The organism is Microcystis sp. M169S2 (genome assembly GCF_020245865.1).
Lineage (GTDB): Bacteria > Cyanobacteriota > Cyanobacteriia > Cyanobacteriales > Microcystaceae > Microcystis > Microcystis ichthyoblabe_A.
Genome location: NZ_JADBUB010000074.1, coordinates 1 through 16,416 on the forward strand (window position 1 = coordinate 1; position 16,416 = coordinate 16,416).

Sequence of the window (16,416 nt, forward strand, 5' to 3'; positions counted from 1 at the left end):
ATTCATAATAAATATTGGCAGAGGATTAAATATTAGTTATTGTGACTAACTCTTTTGATTAGAAAAAGATAAACTTGAGAATCTTCGGTCAAATTTATTGACTCAACATCAGCTGTACTTAATTGAAATGAATCAACCCTACCCGTGTGTAGAGGGGGTTAAATTGTGGGAGAAATCCAACCCCGGGGATTTTAGTCTGGTTTCTCTTCCCCCTCTGGGATGATATCCCCGTCTTACTTCAGTTGCTTGGTGGCAACCACGGGATCACAGCTAGGGAACTGCTGATGCGACTGCCACTTTTGACATCAGCAATGCCTAGGAAATGTTGCCGCAGGACTTCTATCAAGAATAACGAGGGCAAATTTTCCTTCTAAATCCCACAATCCTTGAATTCCCTACCGTTGACAAATTGCTGGGGCGATCAAGGTGGTGGATTTTCGGTGAACGATAGGTGAGTTTTTGCAGAGTTTTCCCTTCTCGATCGAGGGGCAGTTTTCTGTCATCTAAGTTGTGTGTAAACATAGCAACCCTCCAGAACCCTACACTTCTATTGTACCTTTATCCCTGGTTCGAGTGCGGGAGAATGTAATAATCTGTATTATTCGTCAGAGAAGACTCAACCTTTGTTTGTTTTAAATGTAGTCGCAAGTGTGAGCGGATTAATATTCCTTAGCTTGTTTCCCGATTCCCTCACCACGATTACCAGTTGACTCTTTGCTTCTTTGTGCGATCTAGTTTGAGGATTTGTCTGGGGTAAAGTAATTGATAAAGTAGCTAATTTCCCCGACATCACTCTCTTTGATAATCCTGATTGATTGCCATTACATTAATTAAGTTAAGGAAAAAAGGGTTAAATTCTCTAGAATAATTATCCTTAGCATGGCTCATTTTTGAATGAAAGACTGGCTCCCTTGCTGCCAATGGAGAATAGGAAATCTAGCAAATGTTTCGCACTTTGGCCACCGATAAAATAACCATAGTAATTAGTCATCGATTAGCTCTTTGTCAAGCGGAACTGATGAGCAAACGAGGACAATATCACCCTAATAGTTATCAATCTAAAAAACCCCGGTGTGCAAGGGAGATTAAATTGTAGGAGAAATCCAACCTTGGCGATTTTAGTCCAGTTTCCCTCTCTCGCTCCGGAGTGAGAGAATAGTCATACTTAGTTTTTTTGTCCCGATCGAGAGTATTTTCTGAGATAGATCATTGTCGATCTAGGGATAAAAAACAGTAATTTCGCCCGATATAACCTTTTATTTGCCCCTATGACTGTCAAAATCGCTCTTAACCCCAATCAAATCCAAAATCTCGATCTCTCATCTTTAGAGACTATTATTCAAGATTATCAGTCGCGAGCAGCGATCGCAGAACTGGAACAAGCTCTACAATTAGAGATAGATTATCCTCGTGCGGAGGGTGATATGCGGGAATTATCAGAGATACCAGAAGTCAGGCTGTGGTTTCTGCGTTTAGATGCGGTTTATCCCTGGCTAATCTTTATTCTTGACCCAAAACAGGGAGAAATCGCCCGTTATGCTGCTATGTTAGTCCCCCATCAATTCCATCGCGGGGAAGGAATTCAATATAATCCCGAAGCTTTGGAGATTTTTGTGATGCAAAAACTCTTTATTTTGTCTGATTGGCTGAAAAGTCAGCAAATTCCTGCTTTATCTCGCTTAAAATTTTTCGCTCAACAGTTTGGTTACGATATCGACAAGGAATTTCTCTCTAGTCTCTAAAAGCCTCCCGCGCCGACTAGATAAGGTATGTTTAATATATGACAAGCTACTGTCTCACCCAATTTAGCGCCACCAATACCCCTATCAGAGAATCATGGATACAAAATCCTTTAAACGTACCCTACAGCAATCGGATAACTATAACCGCAAGGGATTCGGTCATAAAGAGGAAGTAATGGATGCGATGACCAATGAGTATCAAAGCGACCTGATCCAAAAAATTCGTGAAAATAATTATCATTTACAACGGGGTGACGTGACAATCTATCTCGCTCAAGCTTTTGGTTTTTGTTGGGGGGTAGAACGCGCTGTCGCTATGGCCTACGAAACTCGTCAACATTTTCCCCAGGAACGTCTCTGGATTACTAACGAAATTATTCACAATCCCTCGGTTAATCAGCGTCTGCGCTCCATGGCCGTGGGTTTTATTCCGGTGGAAAATGGCCAAAAAGACTTTAGTGTGGTGGAATCGGGGGATGTGGTGATTTTACCTGCTTTTGGGGCCAGTGTCTCGGAAATGAAAATACTTAACGATAAGGGTTGCATGATTGTGGATACCACTTGTCCCTGGGTTTCTAAGGTGTGGAATTCCGTGGAAAAGCACAAAAAAAGCGCCCATACTTCGATTATTCACGGCAAATATAATCACGAAGAAACGATCGCCACTAGCTCTTTTGCCGGCACTTATCTAATCGTTTTAAATTTGGCTCAAGCTAATTATGTCGCTAATTATATTCTCCACGGTGGCGATAAAAACGAGTTCTTAGAGAAGTTTAAAAATGCTCATTCCCAGGGTTTCGATCCCGATCTCGATCTAGATTATATCGGTATTGCCAATCAAACCACGATGCTGAAAAGTGAAACGGAGGAAATTGGCAAACTCTTCGAGCATACTATGTTGAGAAAGTACGGACCGATCAATTTTAAAGATCATTTCATGAGTTTTAATACCATCTGTGATGCCACTCAAGAGCGTCAAGATGCCATGTTTGAACTGGTGAAAGAACCACTTTCTTTAATGGTGGTAATTGGCGGTTATAATTCCTCTAATACCACTCACCTACAGGAAATAGCGATCGAGCGTGCCATTCCCTCCTATCATATCGATAGTGCCGAGCGCATTCTCCCCGGTAATCGCATCGAACATAAACCTTTAGGGGACGATTTAATTATCACCGATAACTGGTTAAATGAGGGAAAAATTGTCGTCGGAGTGACTTCTGGTGCTTCCACTCCTGATAAGGTGGTAGAAGAGGTAATCGAGAAAATTTTTGCGTTCAAATCTTCTTTAGTCCCCAGTTAATTAGCCTAGGTGTTAGCCTTTGGCAATGGCTGCATCTCATAGCACAAATAGGAGATGCAGCCGATATTTTTCTGAGTGGGATTGCTCAGAAACTAACTAGGGTCTGCTGAAAAAGTTTTTCATGGGGACAGGGTGTGGGGTGTGGGGTGTGGGGTGTGGGGAGAAACAATTCATAACTTGAGAGTTAATCACACTATTAAAAAGGGATTTGGTATCAGATTTATTCAGCAAACCCTACAACCTTTCTCGTAAAGGTGAAGCATACAGTAATCCTTGCTAATCAAGTGTTTTAGACGCAAGAACGAACCTCATCTATCTGAGAAACGCTGTAACTACCGCAATCTTGACATTGACGTTAGAACCGTTCGGCTCTTCTCGTAAGAGCCAATATTTTCCTAAAAACGGCGGGTTTTATCGATTCCGTAGATAATTCCCGTCACCACGGAAGAGAGAATTAATAACAAAATTAATCCTCCTGGTAAAAAAGATAATATTCCCATGCCGCGCAATATATAAACTAACACGGTCACTAATAGGAAACCGAGAAAAAGAGACTTTAAGTAGCTAGAATTTGAGCGCATTTACTTAGATTAACACTTCCTCTTGAGTTAAGTTTAACTTTTCGGCAATCATTGCCAGGATTTTTTCTTCCCTTTTTCCGTTACTGATAGATTTCAGTAAACGGCGATTCAGAATAATTTTTTCCCCGTTGGATAAGGTTAAAATAATCCGTCGGTAATTAGACCCCAAAAAGCCTTTGTAATCTTCTACCTTTGCCTCAACAATTCTCTCTAGAAGATAATCACTTTCACTTCTAAAAGTTAAATGTTGTCGCCTACGGGTTAGGGTAGCGGTACCTTGATTAAAGATATAAATCTCCCAATAGCTGGCATCATAAAGTAACAATAGACCTGACAATAAGCATAACATACCCCAGAGATAATAGGGATAATTATGGTGGTGTTCTAGCAGTGCTGACAAGGTATCTAGGGGACTTTTGGCAATAATTTCCTGAGCTTGATATCTATTCACAAAACTCTCAAATCGGGTTTTAAAATCACTAGCTGACTGCACATCCCGAAAATTCTCGATGTAGAGATGGTTATTTCTTCCGACCAATAAAACCGTGTTATTAACAGTTTTTTCCTGCTCAACACTGATAAAAACTTCCTGATAGACAGCCGTAGCTTTAATGTGAGTTAAAGAAAAATTTTCCCGACTAGAAACAGGAAAATTATACTCTTGGACATATTGACAATCTATCCTTTTTGTACCTAACCGAATGCAGTCGAGATAAGCACGCTGGAAATAAACCACATAGGCTAAAAAGAGCAAGGGAACCCCAGTGAGAAAAAAACCCAGAAAAGGTCGATATTTAGGAGCCTTATTCTCTAACAAGAGTGTAGTCAGCGTTTTTTGCTTAACTCGCATAGGAAACCCTACAGGTACTTTGTTCTAATTGTACTACAGCTTTTTTCAGCATCCTTCTCAGGATCGATTTATTTAATCTGCTGACCGGGAAAATTGTAATGATTATTCACGAAAATCTGACATCAGTCTCTAGACTGCCTCTATCTTGACCTTTTTTGTCTGGGTTTGGCACGGTAAAACCCTGTTTATCGAGTTTTTGTAAAGCTTTGGCGGTTTTTTGTTTATTGTTTGTATTTAAAGTAAATATATAAACAAAGCTGTTTTTATAAGTTTTTATCAATTTCAGAGACTTTATAAGCTCTAAAAAATTATTTTTCTGATTTTTACGCTTTTAATCTCACTCTAGCTATAGCAGATAAAAATTGAGCCTCTTGCCAAGGGGCGGGGAGATGGTCAATAATTGCGATCGAAGCACTGATAAACAAACTCACCATTCAAGCGCAAATTTAGGAGAACTTCCATGCCTTTAACACTCGCAGTCTACGGAAAAGGTGGCATCGGTAAATCGACAACAAGCTGTAATATTTCGGCCGCTTTAGCCAAAAGAGGCAAAAAAGTCCTACAAATAGGCTGTGACCCCAAGCATGATAGCACCTTCACCCTGACAGGCTTTCTGATTCCCACAATCATCGATACTCTGCAAGAAAAAGATTTTCACTACGAAGACATCTGGCCCGAAGACGTTATCTATGACGGTTACGGTGGCGTCAAATGCGTGGAAGCGGGTGGCCCCCCGGCCGGTGCCGGTTGTGGCGGTTACGTCGTCGGGGAAACGGTGAAATTATTAAAAGAATTGAACGCTTTTGATGAATTTGACGTGATTTTGTTCGATGTTTTGGGGGATGTGGTCTGTGGAGGATTTGCCGCACCCTTAAATTACGCCGATTACTGCATAATTGTCACAGATAACGGCTTTGATGCTCTTTTTGCCGCCAATCGCATCGCCGCTTCCGTCCGAGAAAAAGCGCGCACCCATCCCCTGCGACTAGCCGGATTAATTGGTAATCGCACCTCAAAACGCGATTTAATTAATAAATATGTAGATCATGTTCCCATGCCAGTGTTAGAAGTTTTACCCTTAATTGAAGATATTCGCGTCTCCAGAGTTAAAGGTCAAACTCTCTTTGAAATGGCCGACAAGGATCCGATGTTAAGTTATGTTTGTGACTATTATCTCAACATTGCCGATCAGATTTTAGCCAAACCAGAAGGAGTTATTCCCAAAGAATCTGCCGACCGGGAATTATTCACTTTATTATCGGATTTCTATCTTAATGCCGATAAACCCAAAGTTAACGCCGAGGCGGAATTAGATCTAATGATGGTTTAGATTATTTTGTAGGGTGGGTTAGGGACAGCGTAACCCACCAATAACCACCAATAAACTCTTTTTCTGGGTGGGTTACTGCGAATAATTAACTTATTAGTTAATAGTCTAACTTATCGTCGCCTAACCCACCCTACCCACGAATTTTATCGAGGACTCGATAATGATCATTTTTTCCTCTCATTGGGAATTCTAATAGGGAAAACATCATTATTCAGTCAAGGGGACAAAATGAGCAACTTTGAGGAATTAAAAGCAACCTTACCAAGGCGATGGTTAGATTACTACCAAAATAATCAAGCTTGGATTAAGTCTTTAATGGATTCTAGAGGCTGGTGGCGAAAAACTCCCGACGGTGGTAAACGTCCCAGTGCTGACATAATTATAGCGGCAGCAACAGCCTTAGAACCTAAGTTATCAGTGTGGATGTATCCCTTTTGTCAACTTAGTTCCGATGGGGACAGACTGGTAGAAGTCTTAGGACTAAATTTTGATTCTGAAAAAAAGGAGTTGGAAAAATCGGAAAAAGAATTACTGATTTCTAATTCGCACACTGAATATCTCAACGGATTCCGAGAAAAACAATTATCAGTCGAAAAAAACAAAGTAATTATTTTTGAGGAATTGCTAAAAATCTTACCAGATAAATGGTTAGATTACTACCAAAACAATCAACCGTGGATTAAGTCTTTAATGGATTCTAAAGATTCGTGGCGAAAAACTCCCGACGGTGGTAAACGTCCTAGTGCTGACATCATTATAGGTGCAATGACCGTTTTAGAATCTCAATTATCAGTGTGGATGTATCCCTTTTGTCAGCTTAGTTCCGATGGAAACAAACTTCTAGAAGTTTTAGGATTAAATTTTGATCCTGAGAAAAAACGACTAGAAAAGAAAGAAAGAGAATTAAGTAATTCTTTATATCCTACTGAGGATCCTGTACTGCAAAAAATCCGCCAAGAGTTACAACAAGAAAACCTAAATAAACCAAGTTAAAGGAGAACCAAAAAACATGACCGCCACTCAAGAACCGAGCGCTTTACAATTTGATTGTGAAACCGGCAACTATCACACCTTTTGTCCGATTAGCTGTGTTGCTTGGTTATACCAAAAAATCGAAGATAGTTTCTTCCTTGTTATCGGCACAAAAACCTGTGGTTACTTCCTGCAAAATGCTATGGGGGTGATGATTTTCGCCGAACCACGTTATGCTATGGCTGAATTAGAAGAAGGGGATATTTCCGCTCAACTAAAAGACTACGAAGAATTAAAACGCCTCTGCTTACAAATTAAACGAGATAGAAACCCTAGCGTTATCGTTTTTATTGGTACTTGTACCACCGAAATTATCAAAATGGACTTAGAAGGATTAGCACCGAAACTAGAGTCAGAAATCGGTATTCCTATCGTGACAGCGCGCGCTAATGGTTTAGATTATGCTTTTACCCAAGGGGAAGATACCGTCCTCGCTTCCATGGTGCATAAATGTCCCGAAAAAGTTAAGCACGAAGATGAAAAAGAAGAACGGAATGCCATCCAGAAACTCTTAACTTTTGGACGTAAAAAGGAAGAAATTAAACAGGAAGAATCGGAATATAAAGACCATCCTCCTTTAGTTTTATTTGGTTCCGTTCCCGACCCAATTGTGACCAATTTAACCCTAGAATTGAAAAAACAAGGAGTTAAAATTGATGGTTGGTTGCCGGCCAAACGGTTTACTGAATTACCAGTAATTGAAGAAGGTTATTATGTCGCTGGTGTCAATCCTTTTCTATCACGAACTGCCACCACTTTAATGCGTCGTCGTAAGTGTAAATTAATTGGCGCACCCTTTCCCATCGGTCCGGATGGAACCCGCGCTTGGATAGAAAAAATCTGTTCTGTTTTGGGAGTACAACCGCAGGGATTAGAAGAAAGAGAGGCAAAAATTTGGGAAAGTTTAGAGGATTATCTGCAACTTGTGCGCGGTAAATCGGTCTTCTTTATGGGGGATAATTTACTAGAAATTTCTCTGGCACGTTTCCTAATTCGTTGCGGGATGACTTGTGATGAAATCGGTATTCCCTACATGGATAAACGCTACCAAGCGGCCGAATTAGCATTACTAGAAAAAACCTGTAATGATATGGGTGTTCCCATCCCGAAAATTATTGAAAAACCTGATAACTACAATCAGATTCAGCGCATTTACGACTTAAAACCCGATTTAGTTATTACAGGAATGGCCCATGCAAATCCCTTAGAAGCGCGGGGAATTAACACTAAATGGTCAGTAGAATTTACTTTTGCTCAAATTCATGGTTTTACCAATGCGCGAGATATTTTAGAATTAGCTACTCGTCCCCTGCGTCGCAACAATAACCTCAAGGAATTGGGTTGGGATAAGTTAGTTAAAGAGTCAGCAAAAGTGTAAATTTGTTTTCAAAAGGCTACAATCATCAGGTAAGGAAAATCAATTCCTTACCTTTTTTCCTGTGATTGTTTGCCGATTCTGAGGACAATTCTTGTTCAAATGCTCAACAAGTGCATAAAATAAAAGTATCGTCTCCTTTATTCCTTAGAGACTGTTAGGGTTAATATGCAATGCTCATCGGATTTAGTGTCGGCAATTATCGCTCTTTTAAAGATGTAGTCACTCTCAGCATGGTAGCTGCGGAGGATGCCTGTGGTAATGATGAGCTTGATAAAAATAATGTTTTTAAGGTTAATCAACAATTTAGTTTACTTAAAAGTGCCGCTATTTATGGAGCAAATGCCAGTGGTAAGAGTAATTTAATTCTGGCATTCAATTTTGTGCGATGGTTTGTCATGGATTCTGCAAAATTACAAATCACTGACAAAATAGATGTGGAACCCTTTAGATTAAGTACCGAAACTGTTGATAAACCATCCTTTTTTGAAGTAGTTTTTCAGCTAAAAAATAAAACTTATAGATATGGATTTGAAGTAACTCAAAAGCGAGTAGTTTCCGAATGGTTATTTTGTACGCCCAGAAGTCGTGAAACTAAAATTTTTAATCGGCAAGACGATAAAATAGAATATAGCAAAAATATTGAACAAGGTAATATACTAAGAGGATTGACCAAAAAAAATACTCTGTTTTTATCACTAGCGGCTCAATTTAATAATTCTCTAGCGGTGGAAATTGTCTCTTGGTTTAGTCACTTAGGTGTTGTGTCTTATTTAGATATGGACTCATTAAAAGCGATTACGCTTGAGCATCTTTCTAATAGACAAGACTTGATTGATGATGTGACTAAGTTAATTAAAAAATTAGATTTAAGTATTGACAATCTAGAAATAGAAAGCAGAAAAATTTCCTCAGACAGTCTCCTGCAAGATTTACCGGATGTTGTCAGAAATATCATCAGTCACTCTAGCGGTGAAATAAAGTCCGCTACCATAAAAACCACCATAAGAACCTATCATCCAAAGTATGACTCAACAGGTAAAATGATTGAGTTAGAAATTTTTGATATGGAAAAACATGAATCTGATGGAACTAAAAAGATTTTGGTTCTGTCAGCACCGATTTTAGACACTTTGCAAAGAGGGGAAGTTTTAGTAATTGATGAATTGGATGCCAGACTTCATCCTTTAATGACTAGAAGTATAATCGAATTATTTAATTCTCAGAAAACTAATCCCAAAAATGCTCAACTTATTTTTACCACTCACGATATTAATTTACTTAGTCATAAATTTTTAAGGAGGGATCAAATTTGGTTTACCGAAAAAAATCATCAAGGAGCAACAGATTTATATTCTTTGGTGGAATTTGCTGATATTAATAATAATACCTTTGACAAAGATTATATTCAAGGTCGTTATGGCGCAATACCTTTTATTGGTGATTTAAGTACAATTATTGGTAATTAGTATGAGTAACAACAGGAATACTTCTGATTATTTGCGTCGCCAAATTAAGACTAGAGAAACAAGAAAAAAATTTTTAATTGTTTGCGAGGGAGAAAAAACTGAAGTTAACTATTTTAAGGCTTTTGATGTTCCTAAGAAAATTGAAGTTACGGTGCGAGGTGAAGGTAAAAATAGCTTGAGTTTAGTCAACAAAGCTATTCAGATTATAGATAATCTAAAACAAGATGACTCATTTGATCAAATCTGGTGTGTTTTTGATAAAGATAACTGTTCTAAAGAGCAATTTAATCAAGCGGAAAGACTTGCTAAACAAAAAAATATCAAGATTGCCTATTCTAATGAAGCTTTTGAAATTTGGTTTATTTTACACTTTCAATATCTGGATATTGCGACATCCCGAAGTAAATACCTAACAATTTTAACTAAACAGATGCAAAAGTATGGATTATTAAACAAGAAAGAAAAATATAAAAAAAATCGAGAGGATATGTACGAAAAATTAAAGCCATACCAGACAACAGCAATAACTAATGCAGCAAAACTTATTCAAGATAGAGATGAAGCAAAAAAACATCCTTTTGATGCCAATCCCTCAACCACAGTACAGGAATTAGTGCAAGAACTTAATATCAATAGTCGTCCTTAAGCTTGATTCTATTTTGTCAATAATTAAATATTTAATTTTAATTTAAACCTAAAGTTGTTATAATAACTAAAAGCCTATTTAACCAAAGTAACTGCTCTTAATTTGATTTAAATGTCCAATAACTTATCTCACCAAAAACCCTATCATCTCAACTTTAGCAGTGAGGATTTAGGCACAGTAAAACCGACTATCACCCTATTATCGGGGGAACCAGAACGCTCACGCTATATTGCTGAAACTTATTTACAAAATGCACGTTTACTATCGGATTATCGCGGATTAAATAGTTATCTTGGCTATCTAGATAATTCTACCCCAATCCTTCTGGCTACCAGTGGCATGGGTGCGCCATCTTTGAGTATTGTGGTTAATGAATTAATACAGGTGGGAATTAAAACTATTATTCGTATTGGTACTTGTGGCGCAATTCAAAATAGAATAAAAATTGGTGATATTATTATCTCCCAAGCGGCTTTATGTAGGCAAGGTGCAGCTAATGATATTGCTCCTCCAGAATATCCCGCAGTGGCGGATCCTTTTTTGACAGTTGCTCTAGTCAAATCGGCTCAATTTTTGGGAGTAAATTATCATGTAGGTATTGCCGCTTCTGTGGATAGTTTTTATGAAGGACAGGAAAGAATTGTGTCTTCTGCTAATCCTTATCTTCAGCGCCATTTAGAAGGAATTACGGAAGAATATCGACGTTTAAATATTCTCAATTATGAAATGGAAGCGGGAACTTTATTTAAAATGGCGGGGGTTTATGGATTTACTGCCGCTTGTATTTGTGCTGTGATTGCCGAAAGAAGCAAAGAGGAAGGGATTAGTTTAGAAAGCAAACAACAAGCCATCGAAAAAGCGATTCAGGTGGCAATATTGACCGTTAGCAACCTCTCCCTATCCTCGATTGATTAATGTTCAGAAATCATTTTCATTAAGACTTCCTCTTTTTCCTGACTTTCGGGATAACACGAGATAAGTTTAGCGCGTAATTCTTGAATTGATTTAATCACATTATCTGCTAATTCTTGGTCGCCATTGCGCCAGCCAAGGGGTGCTAGATGGGTGCGATTGGCTAAGGGAACTACTGGTTTTAAGAGTTGTTGACTTAGTTCTTTAATGAACCAGACTACCGTATCTTTAGCCTGTAGATCCTTAGCAAAGGCGATAATTTCCAAGAGTCTAAATAGCTTACTATTGCTAATTAAACAACGGGTTTCCTGCACGTTTGGCTGTACATCTAAACCCAAACTCTGCACTAATTTAGCTAGAGCAGCTATGGGAATTGCACTATCTATTCCAGCAATTACAGGAGCCAGTAAAAGTGAGGGTTGATTTTTCAAAGATACGGTATGAATATCGGTATTATTCAGCGATTTTTGGATATCTTCGGCTTGATTTTTACCGACACAACCACTCAAAACCTGTTCTAGTTCTGTGTTTTCCACATCACTTAAAACCTCTAAAAGGGAGATATATTTACACCCTAAACTATGGCCCATCCAAAAATAATTAGGATTACCAGCAGTGGGATCCTCTAAGTACAAATTAAGGTTATCTTCATAGCCTAAAAACTTAGCTTCTTCATAAATAGCCTTTCTCAATCCAATCAAATCTTTGACCATTTCTATGGAAACATTCCAATGGCGAAAAGTAAAACGATAGGGAATAGCAATAATAGTATAGCCCCGTTCAAAGACTTGTTTGAGTAGATAACGATAGAACAGATTGGGAAAAGTGCCGAAGAAAGCACCACCGATAAAATAGACGACCCCAATCGGTTTAGGATTGATAGCAACCCAGTTAAATTGCAGGGGAATAAACTTAAATTCTGGTGTCATTGTTGTTCGGTATGTAATTGTTAATTTTGCAATAAGGGAAACAATCTTATAATGATTAAAAATCTCGGCGGTCAAAATAATTGATCGCCTTGTCTAAGTATGGTACATTAATTTGCTCAAAAAAGTTTATTTTGTTGCGAATATGTAATGATTTTTGACAAAAGTAAATTCTCATCCCCAAAAATTCGCTTCTTCTTAGTCTTCTAAGCTAATCTTGACTGGATTAACTTGCCATCGGTAAAATCAAAACCCTTAGCGACGAGACGATTATAAAGTTGCGGACAAGCTAAAGCGAGGGATTGCCCTCACGACATCTTTAACCGCTTTTTTGCTTTGCTGGGATTAGGAGCTAATAAGCTGAGATAATAGAAAAAAATTGGTTTTGGCTTTAAGGATGATATTATGTCAGACACAACTCGTTTAACATCAGAAAAATTTCTCAGTACCGTATTAAATTTGCAGACAATGAGAACGCTTTAATTGCACTTGATGTTATTGAGGAATGGGAGGGAGATTTAGCAGATGCTCCTGAATCTATTGCCCCTCGTAATAGTATTAAAGAGGGAGAAGATAATGTTGATTTTTGTTGGTTTGCTATTGTTTTTAATAAATGTCGTGATTTCATTTTTCAACCGAATTATGAAAATTTACGAGAAAAATATTTACCCGCACTTATCCCTACTTTAACAAATATTATTGTAGGATATTTGATATGTCCTCCGCAAGTTGCAGAAATTTTATCGGCTATCGTTGCTGTTTACATTCTAGATCAGGGACTGGATAAATTTTGTCAAAATTGTTCCGATTCTTAAATCAAAGTGATTCCCCCCAAACCCCTACCCCTGAACGGTTACGTTCTGCTTAAGTTCTTAAACTTCTCTTTTGGGTAATGATTTGGTAGTAGTGGCGTAGCCCTCTTGCTTACCTGGTATGAATTGTGTAAAATATTTATTAATAAAAATAATTGGCTCGAATCAGTCTTTAAACCTCTAGCTTGATCATGACTTTTCTGATAAATATAGTTATTTCAAATAAGAACGAGACACTAGGCGACATAATAAGTACGAATAATTTCATCAAGGGGGGTCCCCACAGGAGCATACATTCTTGCCCTCTTTAATGCACTAAAATCATGTTCGATATCATTTAAATCAGTAGAGTATTTTGGCAAAAACACTACCTGATGACCTGCTTCTTCTACCAGGCGTTCGGCGAGCTCAGCCGAGCCGTTGTTTAATGACTGTCTTCCGATGAATTGGTGCATTATCCATAATTAATACTGAAAAGGATTTCTCGGCTGGTGAGAGAGAGTCTATCTTTCTCTAAAAAAATGGAGAATCACGTTGGAGCTGTTTGGTATTTTATCCATGACTACAATGCACGGCAAAGCAAAGGATTAAGCCGCCATCACTACTACCGAATCACCACCTGGGATTTTTAAAACCTAGACCCAAACTAACTTTTGGATGGGTGCAAGGTTGTCATTCATACCTTGATTCAGCAACGCCAAAAAATCAAAGAGGCAGCTGAAGATATTCGGTTTTTCTTCACTTTTTGGGCGAAAAAAACCCTTTTAGGATGCCTATAATAGGAGATAGAAAGGGTTAAAAACTAAAAAAAATGGCGGAGAGAGTCCAGAAAATCCTTGCCCAGTGGGGAATTGCCTCCCGAAGAAGGGCGGAGGAGATGATCGTGGCCGGCCGGGTGAGACGGAATGGCAAAATCGTGCAGTTAGGAGAAAAAGCCGACCCAGAAAAAGATCATCTAGAGATAGACGGAAAAAAAATTGAACCGGCCAATCGTCCCCAAAGATTGTATATACTGGTCAACAAACCCATTGGTGTGGTTTCTACCTGTAAGGATCCGCAAAACCGGCCGACGGTGATTGACCTTTTGCCCGACTCCCTCGCCAGCGAGACGGGGTTACATCCCGTAGGCAGGTTGGACATCAACACCACTGGGGCGTTACTCCTCACCAACGACGGTCAACTCACCCTCACCCTCACCCATCCCCGTTATCATTTGCCCAAAACCTATCGGGTTTGGCTAGATGGTGCGATTGATAGACTTGCTCTCCAGCGTTGGCGAGAAGGTATCCTCTTAGAGGGAAAAAAAACCTTACCCGCACAGGTTGAGATACTCAAGCAAACCGACCAAAAAACCCTACTAGAAGTTATTTTAGTGGAGGGAAGAAATCGGCAGATTCGCTCTGTAGCTGAAGAATTAGGTTATCACGTCCTGAAACTTCATCGCAGTGCTATCGGTCCTATTCAACTAAACTCTGGTAATAATTCCCCCTTACCCTTGGGTGATTACCGTTTTTTAACCCTTGATGAACTGAAATATTTAAAGAACCAGATTAACTAAGCTGAAAGTCAGCCCTAATAGCGATATGTTTCGCCTTCTCCAATCACAACTCGATCCCCAGCATAAACAGCGAACCAAATTACTGGAAATCGGCGTTTATTTGCAAAAAAATCGCCTAGAACAGTCCCTTTCTCTCGAGGAAATTGCCCAGAAAACCTTAATCCCGCGCCATCGCCTAGAAGCGTTGGAAGCGGGGGATTTGGAGTCATTGCCCGAACCGATTTATATTCGTTGGTTAATCAAACAATTTGCCGATAGTCTGTCCCTGGATGGTGAGACGATTAGCCGGCGTTTTCCCACCAAGGTAAATAACTTTTTTAGGGGAACAAAACCGTCTTTATCGCTGCCGAGTCTTCAAATTCGCCCGATTCATCTCTATTTTCTCTATTTAATCCTAGTTATTGGTTCCGTACAAACCCTATCCCACGTCCTGCAAAAATCGGTACTGCAATCGAATCGCTTACCGCCGCCTTCCTTGCCACAACAGCAAATTGTCCAACCGAAAAGCAATCCCCTTCAACCGGTAGCCAACAAAACCAGCAATAATCAGCAGCTGGTGGTGAGGGTAAAACTGGAGGATGACTGCTGGCTGCGGGTGGTGGTGGATGGCAAGACAGAATTTGAGGGTGTGCTGCCCCAGGGAACCCATCGCACTTGGCAAGCAAACCGGGAATTAACCGTGAGGGCAGGTAATGCTGGCGGGGTTTACGTTGCCGTTAATAATGCCCATGCTCAACAACTGGGGCAACCGGGCAAAGTCGGGGAAGTCACCTACCGGGCAAATTGAGCTAATTTATGCAAAAGGTTTTTTCACCCCTCGATCGCCTTCAGGGAGGGTTAATCGGGGCATATATTGGGGAATCCTTGCATAATCAACCCCTAATACCAGCCTTTAACTATGAGGCTACACCGAGGACGACCCTGCTTTTGCAAGCTCTGCAATCTCAGGAAGATTTGCCCATTGCGATCGCATCTAGGCAGCAGTCGGAATCGGCGTTATTATTTGTGCTACTGCCGGAGATTTTAACCTGGCCTGACCATGGGGAACGTTGGCAAGCTAGATTAAATTTTTGGCTGAAAAAGGGCTTAATTTCCGAGTTAACCCGACAAGAAGCGATAATTTGGGGAGAGGCGGTAGGTCTGTTATTACAGGGAAAAAGGCCTTTAAATCAGTTAATGGGGCAATTACTAACTATTAACCCCAAGAATAAGCTATTAGAGCAGATTCAGTCAGCTTTAGGGCAGAATCATCCCTTAGAGTTCATTTTATCGGCTTGGGTGAAAGATAGCTCACCTTTGGGAATTGCGATCGCAGCTTCTCTCTATACCTTTCTGCAAACGACCGAGGATTTCGCAGTTAGCGTGCGTCGCGCTAATTCTAGTCCCTATCAACGGCAATTAACCACCACTTTAGCGGGGATTTGGGCGGGATTGTACAACGGTATCGAGGGGATTCCCCTAGCTTGGCGGCAAAATTTGCCGAAAGAGTCAGTTAAACAGCAATTAATTGATAAAGCTGAGGAAATCTATCGAATTTCCCTGGGTATATCTCCTCATCTTGTCCTATCTCCTCATACTGCCGTCGCTTACGGGGGAACTTTGCAACCCCGTCCTAGCTTAAAATTGGTCTCTCAAGATAAGTAGTCGTGCAAAATTAACTTCTTGGTTAGGATAGGCAAAAGGCAAGAGGCAAAAGGCAATAGGGAGAATAAATAATCAGTTCTTAATAACCTAATTTGGTATTGTAAAGTTTTGTAAAAAATATATGCAAATGACTGCAAACAACTGCTAATATGGTTAGTACAAGTTTACGTTGCAGTTCACATGAAACTATCAGATTATGCTAAGAAAAAAGGGATCAGTTATGACACTGCTTGGAG

16 protein-coding genes and 2 pseudogenes are annotated in these 16,416 nt (G+C 39.6%); 13 read left to right on the forward strand and 5 right to left on the reverse strand.

Going from position 1 to position 16,416, the window contains the following annotated elements:
* Window positions 1-342: 342 nt before the first annotated feature.
* Window positions 343-522 (reverse strand): hypothetical protein, encoded by a 180-nt coding sequence (locus IM485_RS07820; RefSeq protein WP_194013375.1) that lies wholly within the window; start codon window positions 520-522, stop codon window positions 343-345.
* Window positions 523-943: 421 nt separating this feature from the next.
* Here IM485_RS07820 and IM485_RS07825 point away from each other — a divergent pair, with 421 nt between their 5' ends.
* From IM485_RS07825 to IM485_RS07835, 3 genes are all read left to right on the forward strand, one after another.
* Window positions 944-1,096: a hypothetical protein gene (locus IM485_RS07825; RefSeq protein WP_158524803.1), complete on the forward strand. Its 153-nt coding sequence runs from the start codon at window positions 944-946 to the stop codon at window positions 1,094-1,096.
* A 172-nt stretch (window positions 1,097-1,268) separates the two neighbouring features.
* Window positions 1,269-1,742, forward strand: coding sequence for a CRR6 family NdhI maturation factor (locus IM485_RS07830; RefSeq protein ID WP_104397373.1), 474 nt, complete (start codon window positions 1,269-1,271; stop codon window positions 1,740-1,742).
* A 94-nt stretch (window positions 1,743-1,836) separates the two neighbouring features.
* Entirely contained in the window at window positions 1,837-3,045 is a 1,209-nt protein-coding gene (locus IM485_RS07835; protein ID WP_287742306.1) for a 4-hydroxy-3-methylbut-2-enyl diphosphate reductase, read from the forward strand.
* A gap of 395 nt (window positions 3,046-3,440) precedes the next feature.
* Here IM485_RS07835 and IM485_RS07840 read toward each other — a convergent pair whose 3' ends face one another.
* Both IM485_RS07840 and IM485_RS07845 read right to left on the reverse strand, forming a co-directional pair.
* Window positions 3,441-3,626 carry a hypothetical protein gene (locus IM485_RS07840; protein ID WP_104397375.1) on the reverse strand — a complete coding sequence of 62 codons (186 nt, stop codon included), beginning with the start codon at window positions 3,624-3,626 and terminating at the stop codon, window positions 3,441-3,443.
* A gap of 4 nt (window positions 3,627-3,630) precedes the next feature.
* Complete coding sequence (locus tag IM485_RS07845; RefSeq protein WP_104397376.1) at window positions 3,631-4,476, reverse strand: hypothetical protein; 846 nt, start codon at window positions 4,474-4,476, stop codon at window positions 3,631-3,633.
* Between the two features lie 460 nt (window positions 4,477-4,936).
* Between IM485_RS07845 and bchL the strand changes: the two genes are divergently transcribed.
* From bchL to IM485_RS07875, 6 genes are all read left to right on the forward strand, one after another.
* A complete protein-coding gene (gene bchL / locus IM485_RS07850) occupies window positions 4,937-5,806 on the forward strand; it encodes a ferredoxin:protochlorophyllide reductase (ATP-dependent) iron-sulfur ATP-binding protein (RefSeq protein ID WP_002773281.1) in 870 nt (289 codons plus the stop codon).
* Window positions 5,807-6,034: 228 nt separating this feature from the next.
* Complete coding sequence (locus IM485_RS07855; protein ID WP_104397378.1) at window positions 6,035-6,799, forward strand: DUF5331 domain-containing protein; 765 nt, start codon at window positions 6,035-6,037, stop codon at window positions 6,797-6,799.
* A gap of 16 nt (window positions 6,800-6,815) precedes the next feature.
* Window positions 6,816-8,216 carry a ferredoxin:protochlorophyllide reductase (ATP-dependent) subunit N gene (locus IM485_RS07860; RefSeq protein ID WP_194013365.1) on the forward strand — a complete coding sequence of 467 codons (1,401 nt, stop codon included), beginning with the start codon at window positions 6,816-6,818 and terminating at the stop codon, window positions 8,214-8,216.
* 170 nt (window positions 8,217-8,386) lie between these two features.
* On the forward strand, window positions 8,387-9,682 hold the full coding sequence (locus IM485_RS07865; RefSeq protein ID WP_287742308.1) for an AAA family ATPase: 1,296 nt from the start codon (window positions 8,387-8,389) through the stop codon (window positions 9,680-9,682).
* A gap of 1 nt (window position 9,683) precedes the next feature.
* The gene (locus IM485_RS07870; protein WP_287742310.1) at window positions 9,684-10,328 is read left to right on the forward strand and encodes an RloB family protein; all 645 of its coding nucleotides are present in this window, start codon (window positions 9,684-9,686) and stop codon (window positions 10,326-10,328) included.
* 111 nt (window positions 10,329-10,439) lie between these two features.
* The gene (locus IM485_RS07875) at window positions 10,440-11,243 is read left to right on the forward strand and encodes a nucleoside phosphorylase (RefSeq protein WP_287742312.1); all 804 of its coding nucleotides are present in this window, start codon (window positions 10,440-10,442) and stop codon (window positions 11,241-11,243) included.
* Here IM485_RS07875 and IM485_RS07880 read toward each other — a convergent pair.
* Entirely contained in the window at window positions 11,240-12,169 is a 930-nt protein-coding gene (locus tag IM485_RS07880) for a DUF1350 family protein (protein WP_287742314.1), read from the reverse strand. The two genes, IM485_RS07875 and IM485_RS07880, sit on opposite strands and share 4 nt — an antisense overlap.
* Before the next feature lie 402 nt (window positions 12,170-12,571).
* On the opposite strand from IM485_RS07880, the pseudogene IM485_RS07885 reads away from it, so the two are divergent.
* Window positions 12,572-12,981: pseudogene (locus tag IM485_RS07885) on the forward strand (hypothetical protein).
* Window positions 12,982-13,214: 233 nt separating this feature from the next.
* On the opposite strand, the pseudogene IM485_RS07890 reads toward IM485_RS07885, so the two are convergent.
* Window positions 13,215-13,455 (reverse strand): annotated as a pseudogene (locus IM485_RS07890) (transposase); the annotation flags it as partial.
* A 334-nt stretch (window positions 13,456-13,789) separates the two neighbouring features.
* Between IM485_RS07890 and IM485_RS07895 the strand changes: the two are divergent.
* The 3 genes from IM485_RS07895 to IM485_RS07905 are packed head-to-tail and all read left to right on the forward strand — an operon-like array spanning window position 13,790 to window position 16,180.
* Complete coding sequence (locus IM485_RS07895) at window positions 13,790-14,536, forward strand: pseudouridine synthase (protein ID WP_104397382.1); 747 nt, start codon at window positions 13,790-13,792, stop codon at window positions 14,534-14,536.
* Between the two features lie 25 nt (window positions 14,537-14,561).
* A complete protein-coding gene (locus IM485_RS07900; protein ID WP_287742315.1) occupies window positions 14,562-15,323 on the forward strand; it encodes a helix-turn-helix domain-containing protein in 762 nt (253 codons plus the stop codon).
* Window positions 15,324-15,331: 8 nt separating this feature from the next.
* On the forward strand, window positions 15,332-16,180 hold the full coding sequence (locus IM485_RS07905; RefSeq protein WP_287742317.1) for an ADP-ribosylglycohydrolase family protein: 849 nt from the start codon (window positions 15,332-15,334) through the stop codon (window positions 16,178-16,180).
* Window positions 16,181-16,416 lie beyond the last annotated feature (236 nt).